The organism is Lentihominibacter faecis (assembly GCF_014306095.1).
Lineage (GTDB): Bacteria > Bacillota > Clostridia > Peptostreptococcales > Anaerovoracaceae > Lentihominibacter > Lentihominibacter faecis.
Map to the genome: position 1 here is coordinate 26,198 of NZ_JACRWC010000098.1, position 18,918 is coordinate 45,115.

The 18,918-nt window shown below is 47.0% G+C and carries 16 protein-coding genes and 1 pseudogene; 5 read left to right on the forward strand and 12 right to left on the reverse strand.

Going from position 1 to position 18,918, the window contains the following annotated elements; all coding sequences use genetic code 11:
- Positions 1-21: 21 nt before the first annotated feature.
- The 7 genes and pseudogenes from H8876_RS07580 to H8876_RS07610 all read right to left on the reverse strand — a co-directional run bounded on the left by H8876_RS07580 (position 22) and on the right by H8876_RS07610 (position 5,657).
- On the reverse strand, positions 22-480 hold the full coding sequence (locus H8876_RS07580; RefSeq protein ID WP_249287234.1) for an NUDIX domain-containing protein: 459 nt from the start codon (positions 478-480) through the stop codon (positions 22-24).
- Positions 471-1,040: a chromate transporter gene (locus H8876_RS07585; protein ID WP_249287235.1), complete on the reverse strand. Its 570-nt coding sequence runs from the start codon at positions 1,038-1,040 to the stop codon at positions 471-473. The genes H8876_RS07580 and H8876_RS07585 overlap by 10 nt, the downstream gene beginning before the upstream one ends.
- Positions 1,037-1,621: a chromate transporter gene (locus H8876_RS07590; protein WP_249287236.1), complete on the reverse strand. Its 585-nt coding sequence runs from the start codon at positions 1,619-1,621 to the stop codon at positions 1,037-1,039. Before H8876_RS07590 ends, H8876_RS07585 begins: the two co-directional genes overlap by 4 nt.
- Positions 1,622-3,352: a proline--tRNA ligase gene (locus H8876_RS07595; protein WP_249287237.1), complete on the reverse strand. Its 1,731-nt coding sequence runs from the start codon at positions 3,350-3,352 to the stop codon at positions 1,622-1,624.
- Positions 3,353-3,384: 32 nt separating this feature from the next.
- A complete protein-coding gene (ispF, locus tag H8876_RS10380; RefSeq protein WP_249287248.1) occupies positions 3,385-3,861 on the reverse strand; it encodes a 2-C-methyl-D-erythritol 2,4-cyclodiphosphate synthase in 477 nt (158 codons plus the stop codon).
- 9 nt (positions 3,862-3,870) lie between these two features.
- Positions 3,871-4,530: pseudogene (gene ispD / locus H8876_RS10385) on the reverse strand (2-C-methyl-D-erythritol 4-phosphate cytidylyltransferase); the annotation flags it as partial.
- Positions 4,531-4,532: 2 nt separating this feature from the next.
- Complete coding sequence (locus H8876_RS07610) at positions 4,533-5,657, reverse strand: PIN/TRAM domain-containing protein (RefSeq protein ID WP_249287238.1); 1,125 nt, start codon at positions 5,655-5,657, stop codon at positions 4,533-4,535.
- 192 nt (positions 5,658-5,849) lie between these two features.
- On the opposite strand from H8876_RS07610, the gene H8876_RS10230 reads away from it, so the two are divergent.
- Positions 5,850-8,027 (forward strand): response regulator, encoded by a 2,178-nt coding sequence (locus H8876_RS10230; protein WP_465250740.1) that lies wholly within the window; start codon positions 5,850-5,852, stop codon positions 8,025-8,027.
- 17 nt (positions 8,028-8,044) lie between these two features.
- Entirely contained in the window at positions 8,045-8,884 is an 840-nt protein-coding gene (locus H8876_RS07625; RefSeq protein WP_249287239.1) for a histidinol-phosphatase HisJ family protein, read from the forward strand.
- Positions 8,885-9,074: 190 nt separating this feature from the next.
- Here the strand turns inward: H8876_RS07625 and H8876_RS07630 are convergent, their stop codons facing one another.
- From H8876_RS07630 to H8876_RS07640, 3 genes are all read right to left on the reverse strand, one after another.
- Complete coding sequence (locus H8876_RS07630) at positions 9,075-10,163, reverse strand: pyridoxal-phosphate-dependent aminotransferase family protein (protein ID WP_249287240.1); 1,089 nt, start codon at positions 10,161-10,163, stop codon at positions 9,075-9,077.
- 129 nt (positions 10,164-10,292) lie between these two features.
- Positions 10,293-11,789, reverse strand: coding sequence for a glycerol kinase GlpK (glpK, locus tag H8876_RS07635; RefSeq protein ID WP_249287241.1), 1,497 nt, complete (start codon positions 11,787-11,789; stop codon positions 10,293-10,295).
- Positions 11,790-11,821: 32 nt separating this feature from the next.
- Positions 11,822-12,703: a helix-turn-helix domain-containing protein gene (locus H8876_RS07640; protein WP_249287242.1), complete on the reverse strand. Its 882-nt coding sequence runs from the start codon at positions 12,701-12,703 to the stop codon at positions 11,822-11,824.
- A gap of 148 nt (positions 12,704-12,851) precedes the next feature.
- Between H8876_RS07640 and H8876_RS07645 the strand changes: the two genes are divergently transcribed.
- The 3 genes from H8876_RS07645 to H8876_RS07655 all read left to right on the forward strand — a co-directional run bounded on the left by H8876_RS07645 (position 12,852) and on the right by H8876_RS07655 (position 15,097).
- Positions 12,852-13,295, forward strand: coding sequence for a hypothetical protein (locus tag H8876_RS07645; protein WP_249287243.1), 444 nt, complete (start codon positions 12,852-12,854; stop codon positions 13,293-13,295).
- A 78-nt stretch (positions 13,296-13,373) separates the two neighbouring features.
- Complete coding sequence (locus tag H8876_RS07650; RefSeq protein WP_249287244.1) at positions 13,374-14,933, forward strand: APC family permease; 1,560 nt, start codon at positions 13,374-13,376, stop codon at positions 14,931-14,933.
- Positions 14,934-14,959: 26 nt separating this feature from the next.
- Complete coding sequence (locus tag H8876_RS07655; protein WP_249287245.1) at positions 14,960-15,097, forward strand: hypothetical protein; 138 nt, start codon at positions 14,960-14,962, stop codon at positions 15,095-15,097.
- A 129-nt stretch (positions 15,098-15,226) separates the two neighbouring features.
- Here H8876_RS07655 and radA read toward each other — a convergent pair whose 3' ends face one another.
- Positions 15,227-16,669 carry a DNA repair protein RadA gene (radA, locus tag H8876_RS07660; RefSeq protein WP_249287246.1) on the reverse strand — a complete coding sequence of 481 codons (1,443 nt, stop codon included), beginning with the start codon at positions 16,667-16,669 and terminating at the stop codon, positions 15,227-15,229.
- A 217-nt stretch (positions 16,670-16,886) separates the two neighbouring features.
- Positions 16,887-18,845, reverse strand: a complete 1,959-nt coding sequence (locus H8876_RS07665; RefSeq protein WP_249287247.1) for an elongation factor G — start codon at positions 18,843-18,845, stop codon at positions 16,887-16,889.
- Between the last annotated feature and the right edge of the window lie 73 nt (positions 18,846-18,918).

Genomic DNA, 18,918 nt, shown 5'->3' on the forward strand with positions numbered 1-18,918 from the left:
TTCAATTCCTCCTACTTATTTCTAACGTTTTTCACGTTCTTTAAACACATCATATCCCAGATCTTCTCCGGACAGCACATGCCATACTTCATCCCTCAGATACTCCGGATATACATGATCCAGCGCCTGGATCTCCTGCCGGGAAAGAAATCTTACATCCCGAAGTACCTGATGGGCTTCATCAAATTCAGGATCTTCCCCCAGTTCCAGCGTGCCGCCGGTCATCCTTCCCAGAAAAAAATTCACAAACCGCTGTCCGCGCTCCGAAACTTCTTCTACATGCCACAGCAGCTTTTCGATCTGCACATCCAGGCCAGTCTCCTCGTCCACTTCCCGGACCGCCGCTTCCAGCGAGCTCTCACCTTCTTCGATTCCACCTCCAGGAACCATCCAGATATCCCGGTCTTCATGATGCTGACATACCATCAGCATACGGTTCTTATCATCCATCACGATGACTCTTACTCCGCCTATCCACATAACAATGCTCCCGCAGCACCCATAACGATCATAAGCGTAATGGGTTTCACTTTAAAGACACCTGACAGCAGCAGCGTTGCCGCGCAAAGCATGACAGGTATCACGTTAAAATAACTTACGCCTTCTGTAAAGAGTTTTGCAGAAATGATCGGACCATTGACCAGCACTGTTTCTCCCACGAAAAGTACTGCTGCCGCAATCAGACCAACTGTTACCGGGCGGATTCCCAGGAATGCACCCTGAATACCTCTGCTCTCCTGAAACCGCTCCAGGAACTGCACTACGATCAGGATCAGTATAAAAGACGGAAGTGCTACACCAAGCGTTGCCGCCAGTGCGCCCGGTATCCCGGCTCCGTTAAACCCCACATACGTAGCTGCATTTACTGCGATCGGACCAGGTGTCACCTGTGACAGAGCAACCAGATCCGAAAACTCAGATGCGGTCATCATGCCAAAATCCTTCACACTCTGAAAAATCAGAGGGAGCATAGCCAGACCGCCGCCAAAGCTGAACAGCCCGATACGAAAAAACATTACGAAAAGAGTTACATAGATCATTTCTCTTCCTCCTTCTCCCTGTTTTTTCGTTCCAGCCATAAAGTATTATATAAAATACCGACCACAGCACCGGCCAGGACTGCCCATACAGCAGTGATCCCAAACACACCTATGGCAAGAAAGGCTGCAACAGCCAGGATCCATTGAAACGGTCCTTTCAGGATCTGTCTGCCCAGCTTGACCGCAGAAATCAGGATCAACCCGCAAACCGCTGCTTTTATCCCAACAAACGCACCCTGGATATAATGATTTTCTCCCACCATCCCCAAGAATGAAACAATGAGAATAATGATGAGAAATGATGGCGCGATCACTCCGGTCGTCGCAGCTGCCGCGCCAGAAAACCCATTCGTCTTCCTGCCGATATAAGTTGCGCTGTTGATGGCAATGACTCCCGGCATAGACTGGCTTACTGCAATGCAGTCCACCATTTCCTCCTCAGACAGCCATCCCTTGTCCTTTACGACTACCTGCTGGATCTGCGGGATCATAGCCATCCCGCCTCCAATGGTAAAAATGCCGATCTTAAAAAACTCCCAGAATAGACTTCTATTGTAAGTTTTTTTACTTTTTTTCGACATTTACTTTTCTTCCTGGATCGTCTTCAGTGCCAGCGCTTTGCTTTCTTCTACTGCCATTTCGGTCTTATCTGCATCACGGCGCATCTTGTATTCTACTACTCCATCTGCCGCACCGCGTCCTACGGTGATGCGGATCGGAATACCAAGAAGATCGGCATCCTTAAACTTGACGCCAGGACGTTCTTTTCTATCATCAAGCAGAACTTCTGCTCCGGCGCTGCAAAGATCTTCATACAGATCTTCTGCCACTTTCGCCTGGATCTCATCATCCGGCTTCATCACGGTAATGATCACATGATACGGTGCTACTGACATCGGCCAGATAATGCCGTTATCATCGTGGTGCTGTTCTACGACAGCAGCCAGAGTCCTCGTGACTCCGATTCCGTAACATCCCATCACGATCGGATGAGACTGCATATTTTCATCTTTATAAACAGCACCCATAGCATCACTGTACTTGGTTCCCAGCTTGAATACCTGGCCCACCTCGATGCCGCGGGCATGCTTTACAGGAGCTCCGCATACCGGACAAGGGTCGCCTTCAGCCAGGGTCTTGATATCCGTTACTATATCGCCTTCGTAATCTCTGCCGTAGTTTACATTGAGGAGATGATGATCCTCCTTGCATGCTCCTGCACAGAGATTTTTCAGTCCCGGCAGTTCGCTGTCCACAACGATCTTACAGTCATGGAGTCCTACAGGGCCTGTGAACCCGCCTACGCATCCCGTTGCAGCAGACATTTTGTCCTCATCTGCAAATTCTATGGCATGTTCTGGAATGTCAAGGGCATTGACCAGTTTCGTCATGTTGAGTTCTCTGTCGCCTCTTACAAAAGCGGCTACATATCCGTTTTCATTGCCTTCCATATCATATGTTACAAACAGCAACGCTTTCATCGTCTGCGTTTTATCCAGCTTCAGGAAAGCGGCAACGTCTTCGATGGTCTTTGTTCCCGGCGTCTCCACTTCTTCCAGCGGCAATGCTTCTACCTCGGTCTGCGGTGCAGCATCTTTGCATTCTGCCCGTTCTACCGTCGCTGCCATATCGCAGGATGTACAGTATGCGATCTCACTCTCACCCACCTCAGAAATAGCTGTGAACTCGTGAGAATTGCTTCCTCCGATAGCGCCTGTATCCGCTTCTACAGGACGAAATGTCAGCCCGCATCTTGTAAAGATCTTGTCATAAGCATCGTACATTTCCTGATAGCTCTTGTCCAGACCTTCATAATCTCTGTCGAAGGAATAAGCGTCTTTCATAATAAATTCACGACTTCTCATCAATCCAAAGCGAGGTCTTGCTTCATCTCTGTACTTTGTCTGGATCTGATAAAGATTCATCGGAAGCTGACGATAGGAAGAAATGTCGTTACGAACGATATCTGTAAAGATTTCTTCGTGTGTTGGGCCCAGGCAAAACTCTCTGCCATTTCTGTCCTTTAATCTCCAAAGTTCCGGGCCATAAGCATTCCATCTGCCGGATTCCTGCCACAATTCTGCCGGCTGTACTGCAGACATATGGATCTCCTGACCGCCTGCAGCATCCATTTCCTGACGGACGATGTCCTCGATCTTACGCACGGATCGCCATCCCAGCGGCATAAAGCCGTATACGCCGGAAACCAGCTTGCGGATCATGCCTGCCCGCAGCAGGAGCACATGGCTCGGGATTTCCGCTTCATTTGGAACTTCACGAAGCGTCTTTAAATGCATTTTCGATAATTTCATTGTCAATCTTCTCCTTCTGTTTTTCTGTCTTGTTATCTGTATATCGAACAGATGGCTTCTGCCGCGATGCCTTCCTCGCGTCCGACAAATCCCAGCCGTTCGGTTGTTGTCGCTTTAATATTGATCCGACTCTTACCAATCCCCAGTACTTCTGCAATGTTTTCCCTCATCGCTTCAATATGAGGACCGATCCTGGGTCGCTGCGCCATAATGGTCATATCCACATTGGCGATGGAAAAGAAGTTCTCCGACAGCAGATCACGCACTTTCTGCAAAAGCAGCATACTGGAAATTCCCTTATATGCATCATCCGTATCCGGAAAATGACGTCCGATATCGCCCAATGCTGCAGCACCTAACAGTGCATCCATCAGCGCATGCACCAGAACATCTGCATCAGAGTGGCCATCCAGCCCCCTCTCAAACGGTATATCCACTCCGCCTAAAATCAATCTGCGCCCTTCCGTCAGAGCGTGGACATCAAATCCTATTCCTGTACGATTCTCTATCGGAAGATCCTCTCTGGTCGTGATCTTGATATTTTGATAATCCCCATCGACCACTTCTACAGGAAATCCGGCCAGTTCCACCAGCATAGCATCGTCCGTTGCCTGGATGCCTTCCCGTAGTGCCTTATCGTGAGCCTCCATCAGGTCAGCTTTGCGAAAACCCTGCGGCGTCTGTACTGAGCAGTACTCAGAACGATCCACTCCCTGGCTTCCCGCTCCATTCATACGGCGGATACTGTTTTTCATAGCAACACAAGCTACGGCAGCACCTTTTTCTGCCGTAGCTTTGATGACATTTCTTACGACCTGTTCACTGACGAACGGTCTTGCTGCATCGTGGATCAGTACATAGGATACCCCAGGGCAAATGCGGTTGACCTCCTGCAAAGCGTTGTAGACCGACTCCTGCCGTTCTGCACCGCCTTTTACGATTCCCTTCACCTTATCCAGACCGTTATCTCGCACGATTTCCTGGCAGCGATCCATATACTCTTCATTTGTTACGATAAAAATGTGATCTACTTCATCCAGCGCAGCAAAAGCCTTCAGCGTTTTGAGTATTACGGGTTCTCCGCCGATCTTCAAATACTGCTTCGGAATAGGGCCGCCGACCCGGGTCCCCTTACCGGCTGCTGCAATGATGACTGCGATTTTCTTATTCTCATACATAACTATCCTCGATCCTGTCTTCCTCCTGCAGGCTTTCCGAAAATCATCCTTCCTGCTGAAGTCTGAAGTACGCTGGTAACCAGCACCTTGATTTTTTTACCGATAAACCTCTTACCTTCTTCTACCACGATCATCGTTCCATCATCCAGATACGCAACCGCCTGATTGTTTTCCTTTCCTTCTTTGACAAGAGACAATGTCATGATTTCTCCCGGCAGCACGACTGGCTTGAGTGTATTTGCAAGCTCATTGATGTTCAGAACCTCCACACCCTTGATAGCTGCCACTTTATTGAGATTGAAGTCGTTGGTCACAACTTTTCCGTTCATGATCTGCGCCAGCTTTAAAAGCTTGACATCCACTTCCGGGATCTCATCCAGAGCTTTTTCTGCTGTAGTATTGTAGATCTCGATGCCGTAATCGCTCTGGATCTTATTTAAGATATCCAGTCCGCGTCTTCCTCTGTTTCGTTTCAGCGCATCGGAAGAATCCGCAATATGACGCAGTTCGACCAGCACAAATTCCGGAATAACGATAGGACCTTCAATGAACCCGGTTTTCATGATATCGGAAATACGACCGTCAATGATAACACTGGTGTCAAATATCTTAGGCGTTGCATCCATTTTCTGTTTGCTGTTTTTGCCTCCCACTGAAGAAATCCTTCGCGAAGTAAGCCAGAGCGCTTTGATATCCGAACTTTTTTTCGTTGCGATCGTAATCCCCAGGTATCCCAGCAGAATGTATGTAATAATATTAAGGATAACACTCAGATACGGGATCTTGATCCCCGCATAGATCTGACTGATCAGAAATGCGATGATCAATCCTGCGATAAGACCTACAGTCCCCATCACGATATCATTAGTCGAAACTTTTTTCAGATCCGATTCGATATTGTCCGCCATCTTATTGCCCTGTTTCTTGATCGTCGGGGTCAATTGGAAGAATATTAATCCAAAAATAAGTGCGAATGATACAGAAATATAAAACTCCTGCATGTTTGTAAAGTTGACCCAGTCGTCATGACCAAAGAACCGAGCTAAAAACTTTACCAGCAGAAATGCACCATAACCAAGTACGGCTCCCACGATCGTAAAGACAGCTCTCACAAGTTTTCTCAGCATTTTCTCTTCACCTCCTTCCTGATCGCATATTTTGATGATACCATGGCATACCAGTGGTATCATAATCGCGTTCATTATACCACAATTTCTGTACCTGGCAAAGGAATTGTGGTACAATCACTACATAAGCTTCACAAAGGAGACACATTAGACTTTTATCCTTTAATCATAAAAGCAAAAGGAGGCTGTATAATGGCTAAAATACTTGTTGCGGATGACGAACAGAAAATTCGGGAAGTCATCCGGGAATACTCAGAATTTAACGGTCACGAAGTTACCGAGGCCGCAGATGGCATGACTGCCGTAGGACTTTGTAAACTCAACGATTACGACTTGATCATAATGGATATCATGATGCCGAAACTGGATGGATTTTCCGCCTGCAAGGAAATTCGGAAAATCAAGGATATCCCGATCATAATGCTTTCTGCCAGAAGTGAAGAATACGACAAGCTCTTTGGCTTTGAACTGGGTATTGACGACTATGTCGTGAAACCTTTCAGTCCGAAAGAACTGATGGCTCGTGTCAACGCAGTTCTTTCCAGAAACAGCAGCGTCGAAAAACCAGTAGAAAAAATCATGAAATTCGATGGGCTTGAAATCAATATCCCCGCCCGTACCGTAACCGTGGACGGCGAAAAAGTAGAGCTGACGCCAAAAGAATACGATCTTCTCTTCTATCTGGTCGAGAATAAAAACATTGCCCTTTCCAGAGACAAGCTTCTTTCAGATATCTGGGGGTACGACTTCTTCGGAGACGACAGAACGATCGACACCCATATCAAGAATCTCAGGAACAATCTTGGAAAGTACAGAGACTATATCGTGACCCTGAGAGGAGTGGGCTACAAATTGAAGCATAGACTGGACTACCGCAGTATCACATTTAAAACATGGCTTTATTTTATTCTGTTCACCACCTTCCTCATGATCATCCTGTGGTTCCTGCAGGTTTTGTTCCTCAACAACTTTTATGAGGTAATGAAAAAAGAACAGACCGATGCTGTCGTAAAAAACATCAAAAAAGCCTACAAAGTCAAAAACAGCGAACGATTTCTCGACAATATCGAAGAAATCTCCGATACACATGATATCTATATTTATATTGCCTCGTTCGACGGAAGTACGATGTATTTCAAACCATCCGGCGATAATACCAGTTCCCGATATTACGCCAATCAGATCGCAACGGTCAATGAAAAGCTGCTGGAATCTCAGGAGGATTCTGTTTCCTTTACCATCGATGGGACGGATGACTCTAAAAAAATCCTGGCATATGGCAATGTACTGATCGCGAAAAATAAAACACCGCTGATCGTCTATACTTTTTCTCCGCTTTGGCCGGTGTCTTCCACGATCCAGATCCTGACCAACCAGCTGGTTTATGTTACCTTCATATCCCTGCTGCTGGCCTGCTGTATCTCCTTCTATCTTTCCGGCAGGATCACTCGACCGATCCGAAAGATCGCTCACTCTGCAGAACGCCTTGCAGATGGAGAATACGGGATCGTGTTCAAGGGCGGACATTACACAGAGATCAACAATCTTGCCGATACACTGACGCGGGCATCCATCGAGCTGGAGAAGTCTGATATGCTGCAAAAAGACCTGATCGCCAACGTATCACATGATCTCAGAACGCCGCTGACTATGATCAAATCCTATGCAGAAATGATCAAGGATATCTCCGGCAACAACCCTCAAAAGCGTGACGAACACCTGCAGGTGATCATCGATGAAGCAGACCGTTTGAACGGGCTGGTCAACGATCTTCTGACCATTTCCCGCATGCAATCCGGTAAAATGACTCTGCATCGTCATGATTTCAACATTACAGAAGCAGCGCAAATGATCCTCAATACCTACCGGATCATGGAGGAAGAGGAAGGCTATACGTTCCAGCTGAATGCTCCTGCAAACTTCATCGTCAACGGCGACGAGGACAAGATCAAACAGGTGATTTCCAACCTGTTCACCAATGCCATCAAATTCTGCGGTGAGGACAAAACCGTCGTCATCACTCTCAAGAAGCGGGGCAAATTCGTCGTGTGCCGCGTAGAGGATCACGGCGTCGGTATCGCTGCGGAAGAACTGGATCATGTATGGGATCGCTATTATAAAGCAAGTTCCAATATGGTTCGTGCCACGGAGGGCTCTGGTCTGGGGCTTTCCATCGTCAAAGAGATCCTGACTCTGCATAAAGTCAACTATGGTGTGGAAAGCACGCTTGGTTCCGGAACCACGTTCTGGTTCGAACTGAATTACGTAAAGACCGAAAAAGAAAAACCGGCTGCACCAGCGCTTACAGATCCGGCATCAGGATCAACGGACGATGATCCCAAACAAAAAACAAAGCATTATAATCAATAGAACATGAGATGATAAAGATGAATGACAGAAACAGCAAGACAAAAAAACAATCGGGAGCATGCGTGCTCCCATGTGATTTTCACACTCACACAGGATTTTCCGATGACTGCGATGTTCCCATGGAGCAGATGCTGGAAGGCGCGATCGCTCATGGCATCGAAACACTGGCCATAACCGATCACTATGATCCGGGTTATCCCGATCCGGAATTCCCGTTCCAGCTGGATTTCAGCCGGTATCTTCCGGCACTCCAGGCAGTACAGACAAAATACCGCGATAAAATCGAAATCCTGGCCGGTATGGAAATCGGCATCTTAAAAGGACATTTTGAAGAGGCGCGCCGCGCAGTGGACAGCTATCCTTTTGACGTGATCATCGGATCCTTTCATTGCACTAGAAACGATGACATGTACCGATACGATTTCGCCCACGCAGACGGCCCTGCCGAATTAGCAGATTTCTACACATATATGTACGAATGCCTCAAGGAATTTCAGGATTTTGATATTGCCGGTCACTTCAGTATTCTGGACCGCTACATCGGGACTCTCTACGATTACGGCGCAGTAGAAGATCAGATCGATGAGATTCTGAAGCTTCTGATCAATAACGGCAAAGGGCTTGAAATCAACACATCCAGTTTCAAATACGGCACAGGCACATGGCTGCCTCGTCGTTCGATCCTGAGTCGCTATCTTAACCTGGGCGGCGAGATCCTGACGTTTGGATCAGATGCACACGATCCATTTTACTACCAGTATCACTTTAATGATGCGGTGGAATTCGCCCGTTCCATCGGATTCCGGTACTACTGCAAATTCCATCAGAGAAAGCCGGAATTCTACAAGCTTCCATAGCATCAGTCAAATAAAAAACACTTTCGGTCTCCTGCGAGAGGGAAGATGAGGAGCATCCACGAAAGTGTTTTTTATTTGGTTTTTACTTATACTTATTTTTTACTTATTTTTTTACTTACTGGCTCTTCAGCCGTGTGTTAAAAGGAGTCGATCCTTTTCGCCGCATGAGGCGGCGGCGCTATCTGCTATTTTACAGACAGCTCTTCAGAACGTTCAGGAATTCTTTGCAGTCATCCGGGTAGATCTCACCCATGTTAGCAACCTGGAACATTCCCATTTCTTCGTACTTGCCCTTGCCGCTGTAAACAACATATCCCTTGTCTTCCATATCCTTCAGGAATCCTTTCAGATCTCTTCCTTCCGGCAGGAATACGGATGTTACAGTGTTGGACATCTTGCTTTCATCATCCAGCAGGAACTTCAGACCCATGTCCTTCATTCCCTGTCTCAGGATTCCAGCACATTCCTTGTATCTAGCTACTCTTGCTTCTACGCCACCGTCAGCCAATGCATTGTCAAGAGCAACGTCCAGAGCCCAGAACAGGTTTACGTTTGGTGTGTTCGGAGTCTGGTTCTTAGTCTTAGCAGAGATGTAGTGCTTTGCCAGATTCAGGTAAACTGTCTTGCCCATTTCCGGAGTCAGTGTTTCAAGAGCATCAATCTTGCCGCATACGTAAGCGGAACCAGGATAAGCTCCCAGGCACTTGCCGCCAACGGAAGTAGCGAATGTGATGTTCATGTCAACGATATCGATGTTTTCGCCAGCAGCTGCGGATACGCAGTCAACGAAGAACCACTTGTCATATTTCTTAGCCAGTTCGCCGACAGCCTTAACCGGGTTAACCATACCAGTGGATGTTTCGTGGAATACCATAGCGATCACCTTAACAGCCGGGTTAGCCTTGATCATTTCTTCTACCTTAGCGAGATCCGGTTCTTCAGCCCATGGGAATTCACAGTCTACGAGCGGAATGTTGTGCTTTTCGATGATCTCCAGCAGCCTTTCTCCAAATACGCCGTTTCTGATCAGCAGAACCTGTTCTCCTTCGTTGAAGATGGAGGACAGAACGGTTTCGTTGGAAGAAGTACCAGAACCGGAAATAATCATGGATCTGTATGTATCGTCTGCCTTGAACAGCTTGTTGATCTTAGCTGTTGCACGTGCAAACAGTTCTTCGAATTCTGCTCCTCTGTGGCAGATATCATAGTGAGTTAATGCCTGTCTAACGTTGTCTTTGACCATGATCGGTCCTGGACTGAATAATTTTGGTGCACTCATCTCTACACTTCCTTTCAAATATTCGATGCTTTGTGCGTTCAACTTATTACTTTACTTACTTTACTTATTGAAACGGCTGCTGCCGTATTTCACTTTTTTCCTGCAAAGCCTGCTGCGCAGGCGCTTTGCTTATTCTTCGGACCAGTTCTTAGCCCGTTCTACTGCTCTGTGCCAGTTATACAGCAAGGATTCTCTTTCGTCCACGCTCATCTTCGGCTCATAGCGTTTCGCCAGTTTCCAGTGGCTTGCCAGATCTTCAATAGAATCAAACTCACCGATTCCCAGAGCAGCCAGCTGTGCAGCACCCAGAGGCGTCGTGTCTTTGATCACCGGAACATCTACCGGAATGCCCAGAATGTCAGCCTGGAACTGCATGAGGAAGTTGTTCGCAACTGCTCCTCCGTCTGTTCTCAGAATAGAGATCGGCATGCTGGCGTCCATATTCATAACGTCTAAATTGTCCTTGACCTGATATGCTGTGGATTCCAGAGTTGCTCTTACGATGTGCTCTCTCGTTGTACCTCCTGTGATCCCTACCATAGTTCCTCTGGCGTAGGAATCCCAGTGAGGTGCAGCAAGTCCTGCAAAAGCCGGTACGAAGTACACACCTCCGTTGGACTTGGCATCGTAAGCCATCTGTTCCGTCTGTGCAGCGGAATCGATGATCTTGATACCATCTCTCAGCCACTGAGTAGCAGCGCCCGTGATATAGATCCCGCCATCCAGCGCAAACGTCATCTTTTTATTGAGTCTCCACGCAACAGTCGTTAAAAGTCCGTTACTGGAGTAAATCGGCTTTTCGCCTGTATTCATCAGCATAAAGCATCCGGTTCCATAAGTGCATTTGATGGTTCCCGGAGCGAAGCATGCCTGTCCGAACAACGCAGCCTGCTGGTCTACTACTGAACCGGAAATCGGTATCTTTGCACCAAAGAAATCCAGAGGATCTGTGTATCCGTACACCATGGAGCTGTCGCAGATTTCCGGCAGGATCGATCTGCTGATCCCCAGGATGTCCAGGATCTCATCATCCCATTTGCCTGTATGTATATTGAACATCATCGTTCTGGAAGCTGTCGAACAGTCCGTTACATGCACTTTACCATGTGTCATCTTCCAGATGAGCCAGGAATCCAGAGTACCGGCCAGGACACGACCTTCCTTGATTTTTTCCTTTACACCATCTACATTGTCGATGATCCATTTGATCTTCGGACCGCTGAAATAAGAGTCGGCCATCAGACCGGTCTTTTCCCGGATCAGTTCCCCATACTCTGTCGTCAGTTCATCTGCATAGCGAGCCATTCTTCTGTCCTGCCATACGATAGCATTGTACACCGGAGCACCTGTGATCTTGTCCCAGAGCATTACCGTTTCGCCCTGGTTGTCAATACCGATGCACGCCACATCTTCTGCAGAAACACCGCCCTCAGACAATGCCATGGACATAGATTCCATCACTCTCTGCCAGAGTTCCAGCGGATCGTGCTCTACCCAGCCCGGTTTCGGATAGTACTGTGTGTGTTCCTTGTAGCCTCTGGCTACGACATTCCACGTTTCGTCCAAAAGCAATGTCGTTGTTCCTGTCGTTCCCTGATCGAGTCCAATATAGTATTTCTTTTTCATAATCATTTCCTCTCTCTTTTATTATTTTTTAACTAAATGGAAATGTAATCATCTATTGTGCTGTAGTCCAGTCTGTTGAAAAAATTCTTTCTGAACTCACCGGAAGAACAGTGTATAAGCTTTTTATACATCCGGTTCATATGTGCATGATCGAAAAAACCACTATCGATAGCGATATCTACCAGGAGCATGTTTCGATCCTCTAAAATCCTCGTCATAGAAAGCTGCAGCCTGATGATCTGCGAATACAGCTTCGGCGAAATACCCACACAGCGTTCAAACATTTTACCAATGTGCCGCGCAGTGAATCCGCTCTCCTCTGCCAGTTCTTCTACTTTTATATTCCCCTGAGTCTGCAAAATCCGCTCCGTGCAGTACTTTATCAAATACTTGTTGGATTCGCTGTGCAGATTCACGCGAATCACCTTGGAGATCAGCCGGATCCGCTCCACCAGATGGGTTTCACGCTCTAAGATGGAAAGGATCTGCTCGCCTCCTGCCATGTGTCCCTTTAAAGGGATCGCCTTATTGGTAAGCTTGTTGGCAGGCTGATCCAGAAGTGAGTATCCGATGCCAGGCAAAAATCGAATGAAAATATAATATTCATCCGGTTCAATCTTCAGCTTTTTTATTTCATCCGTGACCCCGCATATGTAGGCCCGTATATTTTCCTTTTCCCGATTTCCGCAAAAAACCAGCGCCATGCAGCCGTCCGGAATTATAGGCAGCACCCGCGCTGTATCCGCATTGGATCGAATATAGAAAATATCCGCAACCGTTGTATACAGTGGATGTCCAAACGTCACGTCGATTTTCTTGATTTCAAAATCTTCTTCTTCAAGAATCAACGGTTCATATTGTGCTCTCGGCTCATTGGGAGCCAAGTATTGTTTTCTGCTGATGACAAATGACATCTTCGTTTCCTTTTGGTAAAAATCAGAACCTTAACTTTTGTCTCTTTAATCATATCCCTTGAGATTCGTTCTGTCAACTTCTGTTTTTTCCTAGTTTTCGTGTTTTTAAAAGTATACAATAAGGAAGGATACAGGAGGGTTATTTTTTATGCAGATATTACAGAACATGGATCCTGATAAAATGGTTATCGTGCTTCCAACAGCACTGCTGGCAATGTACTTCATCGTAAGCCTGCAGAAATCGCTGTGTGAGAAGCAGAATCCGCTGATTGGACTGATACTTCCTGTGATCTGCTTTGTTGCAGCGACGATCCTGGCATTCCGGCCACTGCTGGTTGCGGACGCCGGTCAGTATGAAGGGCTGGGCATCTTCTGTCTCAGAATGTGGCTGACCTTTAACATCGCGACGCTTGTATTTTTATTTCCTTATTATAGACAGCGTCGTATGATGCGAGCAGCTGCGGAAGCTGCGAGAGCAGAAGCCAAAGATCCCGTGAACGCATCAGACGCAGCGGAAACATCCGAAGCACCGAAAGAAGCTTTGCAGGAAGTACTGCACGATTCCGAAGAAACTTCAAAAAACAAGATTTAAGACAATATAATTAATTTAATTACTATTAATTTATTTATATTCATTATTATTTTACTATTTTAAAAGGAGGTTTTTTTCATGGAAAACAATGCAAAAGCCCAAACGCTAAACAGATCGTTAGGGCTGGCAGAATGCGTCACTACGACAGCTGGTGCTGTTATCGGCGTAGGTCTGTTCACAGTTGGTTCGCAGATCGTTGGTCTGATGGGCGGTACTGTAATCGTCGCATCCCTGATCTCATTCATTCTCATCCTGTTCCCATGCGCTATGTATGGTGAAATGGGTGCTGCGCTGCCGCTGGCAGGAGGTACATACTCTTTTGCTAAGAGAGGTCTCAACTACCCGGTAGCTGTATTTGAAAGCTGGAACTACACTCTGGCTCAGGTTGGTATCGGTGCTTCCGAAGCAATGGCTTTCTCCAACTACTTCGTAAGACTGCTGAACGCTCTGGGTCTGAACGTTCCTATCGACAACAATGACTATTCCCTGATCGATTACTTCCAGGGAGCTGTTCCTACAGATGTATTCCTGTGGAAGGTTCTCCCGGCAATCGGTCTGTTCATCCTCTTCACGGTAATTTCCTACAGAGGAATCGAAATGAACGGTAAAACACAGAACTTCTTCATGTTCTTCTTCTGGGCATGCTCCCTGGTATGGTTTGCAACAGTTATCGCCAAGGCAGACTTCTCCGGCGTTACTGAAATGGTTGCAGGCGTAGGAATCCCTGCTGGCGTTAATGCATTCGCTCAGGCTGTACTGCTCGTACTGTGGTGCTTCTTCGGATATGAAACTATCGTTGGTATGGGTTCCGAAGTTAAGTTCCCGCAGCTGACTATTCCTAGAGCTCTGCTGATCTCGCCGTTCTGCGTACTGGCAGTTAACCTGTTATTCCAGTGGTTCCTGTGCGCACTGACTCCGGCTCAGCACGTTCCTGATCTGTACACAGCTGCTGCACCTTATGCAGAAGCAATGCAGTATGCAGGCATTGTAGGCCTGCCTCTTGTAATCCTGTGTCTGGGTATTACATTAGGCGGAGACTTCTCCACAATGAACCCTTGTATCGCAGGTCCTGCTCGTTACATGTACATCATGGCAGAAGACGGAAACTTCCCGAAATACTTCGGTAAAGTTCATCCGAAATACAAGAGCCCTTACCGTGCAATCGTTCTCTGCGGAGTCCTGGGCGTATTCTTCATCCTGTCCGGATCCATCAAGATCGTTGCAATGATGTGCTCCTACAACCAGATCCAGGCATACATCATCGGATTCGCATCCTTCCTGGGACTGCGTAAGAAAGAACCGGATCTCAAGAGACCTTGGAAGTGCCCTGCTGGTACTTTCGGAGCTTGGTTCAGCATCATCATGTTCGCGATTCTGCTGATCCTGGCTTACGATCCAGTTGCTATCTGGTACAACATCGTTTGGGACGTACTGGCTATCCTGTACTTCGTAATCTTCGTTCGCAAGAGACCGATCCCGCAGGAAGCTGTAGATGTAGAAGCACTGACACTTGCTACTGCTGAACCGACTGCTGAAGAAAAGGCTAAGCTCGACAAACAGTACAAGGCTTGGAGAATCGGCGCTTACTGCGCTGCTATCGCAGGCGTTCTGCTGTTCGTAATCGCATGGATCGTTTAGTACAAACAAATTAAGAGGATCTAATCATGAGAAAATTTATAGGAACGATATTATTCATATTTCTGCTGATTTTATCGACGGCCGGTCTTGCGGCTTATGTCATGCAGAATGCATTTCAGGAGCCGATCACATTCAAAGAGTTCTTTGAAATGATATCAAAATGACAATCGCTCTTAACTTTTCAAAATGACAATATAAAAGCGGGTGCTTCATGCATCCGCTTTTTATATTGATCTGAAATTGTTTCACCGGTATTCCTTGGGCTCCAACTGTCGCACTCCGGCTCCCTGGAGCTAAAACAGCTTCTGTACTTCAGCTATGTTCTTGATCCCTACCATTTTAACAGGCTGCATACCCTTCGCCTGTCTTTCCTTATTGATGGACGCCAAAGTTTTTTTCAGCCGTTCTGCATTCCGGATCGGCAGGACCACCCGTTCAAATCCCAGATGTCCGGCTTCCCGCAGGATCTTCTCTCCATTCTGCACCGCTCTCAGATCTCCGGTCAGTCCGATCTCACCGAAAGCCAGTGTACTACTTCCCAGCGCCTTACCTCTATAAGAAGAATACACAGCCAGTGCAACCGCCAGATCCGTGTACGTCCCTTCCGGACGGATTCCACCGACTATATTGACGTATACATCCTGGTTGATCAAAGATAGCCCCATTTTCTTTTCCAGGACTGCCAGGATCATACTGAGCCTGGAATTGTCCACTCCCAGCGCTGTACGCCGCGCAAATCCGATATTGGCCTGGGATGTCAGAGCCTGCACTTCTAAAACAAGTGGCCGGGTTCCTTCATAAACAGCTGTCACAACGGCGCCTTCACTGTCCTTCTCCATTTCTTCCAGCAAAGTTCCCGACAGGTTTTCGATCTCCATCAGTCCCTGCTGCGCCATCTCAAATGCACCGATCTCGCTCGTCGTCCCAAAACGGTTTTTCTGTGCCCGCAATATCCGCATCTCATGGCTTCTGTCACCTGTAAAGCTGAGCACACAGTCCACCATATGCTCTACTATCCTCGGCCCTGCCAGATCACCGCTCTTGGTCACATGCGCTACGATGAATACCGGTATTCCGTGCATCTTACCGATCCGCATCAGCTCATTGCCGCAGGTTCGCACCTGAGAAACACTGCCTGGCGCTGATTCTATATCCGAGGTATACATGGTCTGGATCGAGTCAATGATGAGAAACACAGGATTCAGTTGCTGGCAGGCTTCTGCGATCACATCGATATTAGTCTCAGCCAGAATATAAAGATCTTCCGGGAGTTTATCACATACCCGGTCAGCTCTGATCTTGATCTGCTCTTCCGATTCCTCTCCGGAAACATACAGCACCGTTCCCTTTGAAGCTGCGATATGAGCTGCTGCCTGGATGATGATAGTTGATTTTCCGATTCCAGGTTCCCCGGAAATCAAAGTCAGAGATCCTGGCACCAGACCCCCGCCTAAAACTCGGTTCAATTCACCTATCCCGGTATCGATCCGGCTGGTTTCACCAGAAGTGACCTGTGAAAGGCGGGAAGGTTTTCCTGCTGCTCTGCCGCCACCTTCCGTTGTACCTTTCACGGACGCAGCAGTCCCAGTTCGCCTTCTCTTGTCGTCTGTATTCAAATCTATCTGTTTTTCTTCCACCATGGAGTTCCACGCACCGCAAATACATCGTCCCATCCACTTCGTACTCTCATATCCGCATTCCTGGCAGACGAATATAGTCTTCCCTTTCTTCGCCATCTTCTTATCCTTCCTAGTCATCAGCTGTTTTGCAAACATTTGTTCCCTTAAGAATAGTACATATCTCCTTTAAAGTCAATGTCAACTTCATGAAAACATCAAAATGGTAGTTCCACCGTACTAAAATAGGAACAGAGGGTATCGCATTTCTGCGACACCCTCTGGATCAAACTTTCTCTATAAAAACCTGCTGGTTTCGATATTCACTTCAGAGCCTCTATTTCTCCTGCTCTGCCTGATGAGCTGCAATAATCTTCTGCGCGATCTGAGCTGGAACTTCTTCATATCTTTCAAAGTGCATGGAGAAGTTTCCTCTTGCCTGCGTCATGGAGCGGAGCACGATCGCATAGTCAAAGAGTTCTGCCTGTGGAGCTTCCGCCATCAGCTTCTGTCCGCCTTCTGCCAGAGGTTCCATACCAAGGATCTTGCCTCTTCTCTTGTTCATGTCGCCCATAACATCGCCCACATAGTCATCTGGAACGATGATCTCCAGCCTCATTACCGGCTCAAGCAGGCACGGCTTTGCTTCTGCGATGCCCTTCTTGAACGCCAGGGAAGCAGCGATCTTGAATGCCATTTCGTTGGAGTCTACATCGTGATAAGAACCATCATAGAGAACAGCCTTGATATTAACTACCTTGCATCCTGCGAGCGGTCCTTTTTCCATGGACTCTTTCAATCCCTTTTCAACTGCCGGAACGTAGTTCTTAGGAATCGATCCACCGAACAGTTCTTCTGAGAATTCAAATTCTTCCTGCGACGGAGAGAATCTGATATGTACGTCTCCATACTGCCCTGCACCACCGGACTGCTTCTTATGTTTTCCCTGTACATCTGAAGTTCCCTTAATGGTTTCTCTATATGCGATCTTCTGAGGAACGGTCTTGACTTCTACGCCAAAACGGTCTTTCAGCTTGGCCATTACAATGTTCAGCTGCATTTCACCCTGACCACCCAGAAGAGTCTGATGCGTTTCGTCATTTCTTTCTACAACGAAGGATGGATCTTCTTCTCTCAATCTGGTCAATCCGGAGAAAATCTTGTCTTCATCCTTTTTGTCAACGGCTTCGATGGCCACGTATAACGATGGAGACGGATAATCCAGCGGCAGATAACGGATGATATCGTTCTTGTCACAAAGAGTATCTCCGGATACCGTGTGCTGCAGTTTCGCAACGGCCACGATGTCACCGGCCTCTGCGTAATTGAGTTCCTGCTGTTCTTTTCCTCTCAGGAAGAAGAGCTTGCCCAGCTTTTCGGTTTTGCCGGTTCTCTCATTCAAAATTTCCATACCGGACGTCAGCTTGCCTGTTACCACTTTCATGATAGAGATCTTGCCTACGAACGGGTCAACGATAGTCTTAAATACAAAAGCAGAAGGAGTTGCATCTACGACACACATTTTCTCCACCTGTTCATTGTTGTCGTTAAAGCCTTTATATGCTCCGTGCTGCAGCGGTGTCGGTACATAAGTCACCAGCAGATCCAGCAGACCTTCAATACCGTGTCCCAATGAAAATGCAGAGGAACATACCGGCACGATACCACCCTCGGAAATACCTTTTACCAGTCCTTTCTTGATTTCTTCATCGCTGAAGTCGTCTCCATTGAAGTATTTTTCCATCAGCAGATCATCTGTCATAGCGATCGCTTCTTTCAGTTCTTCATCAATTTCTGCAGTCAGCGGCCAGCTGAACGGGATCAGCGTTTCACCAAACTTAGCCTTCAGTTTATTAAAGGTTTTATAGAAGTCAAATTCGTCTTTATCTCTTTTATTTATTACGATAAATCTAGGCATCTTATAGCGCTCGCAGGCCTTCCATGCCTGTTCCGTCCCCACCTGGATTCCAGCACCGGCATCCACCAGGATCACTGCAGCTTCCGAAGCTCTCAGTGCTGCATTTACTTCTCCGATAAAGTCAAAATATCCCGGAGTATCGATAAAATTGATCTTGCTGTCTTTCCATTCTACCGGAACGATAGATGTGTTAATGGAAAAGCCTTTTTCAATCTCCATCTTATCATAATCGGAAACGGTATTTCCATCTTCAACTTTACCCAGTCTGTCGATAACGCCTGTAGCCAGAAGTGCAGATTCTAAAAATGTGGTCTTACCACATCCGCCGTGTCCAACCAGTGCAACGTTTCTGATAGTTTCGCTTGTGTAGCCTTTCATTATTGAGTCCTCCCTAAAAAATTTGTAACATGGATATATTATACCATCGCTGTCTCTTATACACATCTCCGAG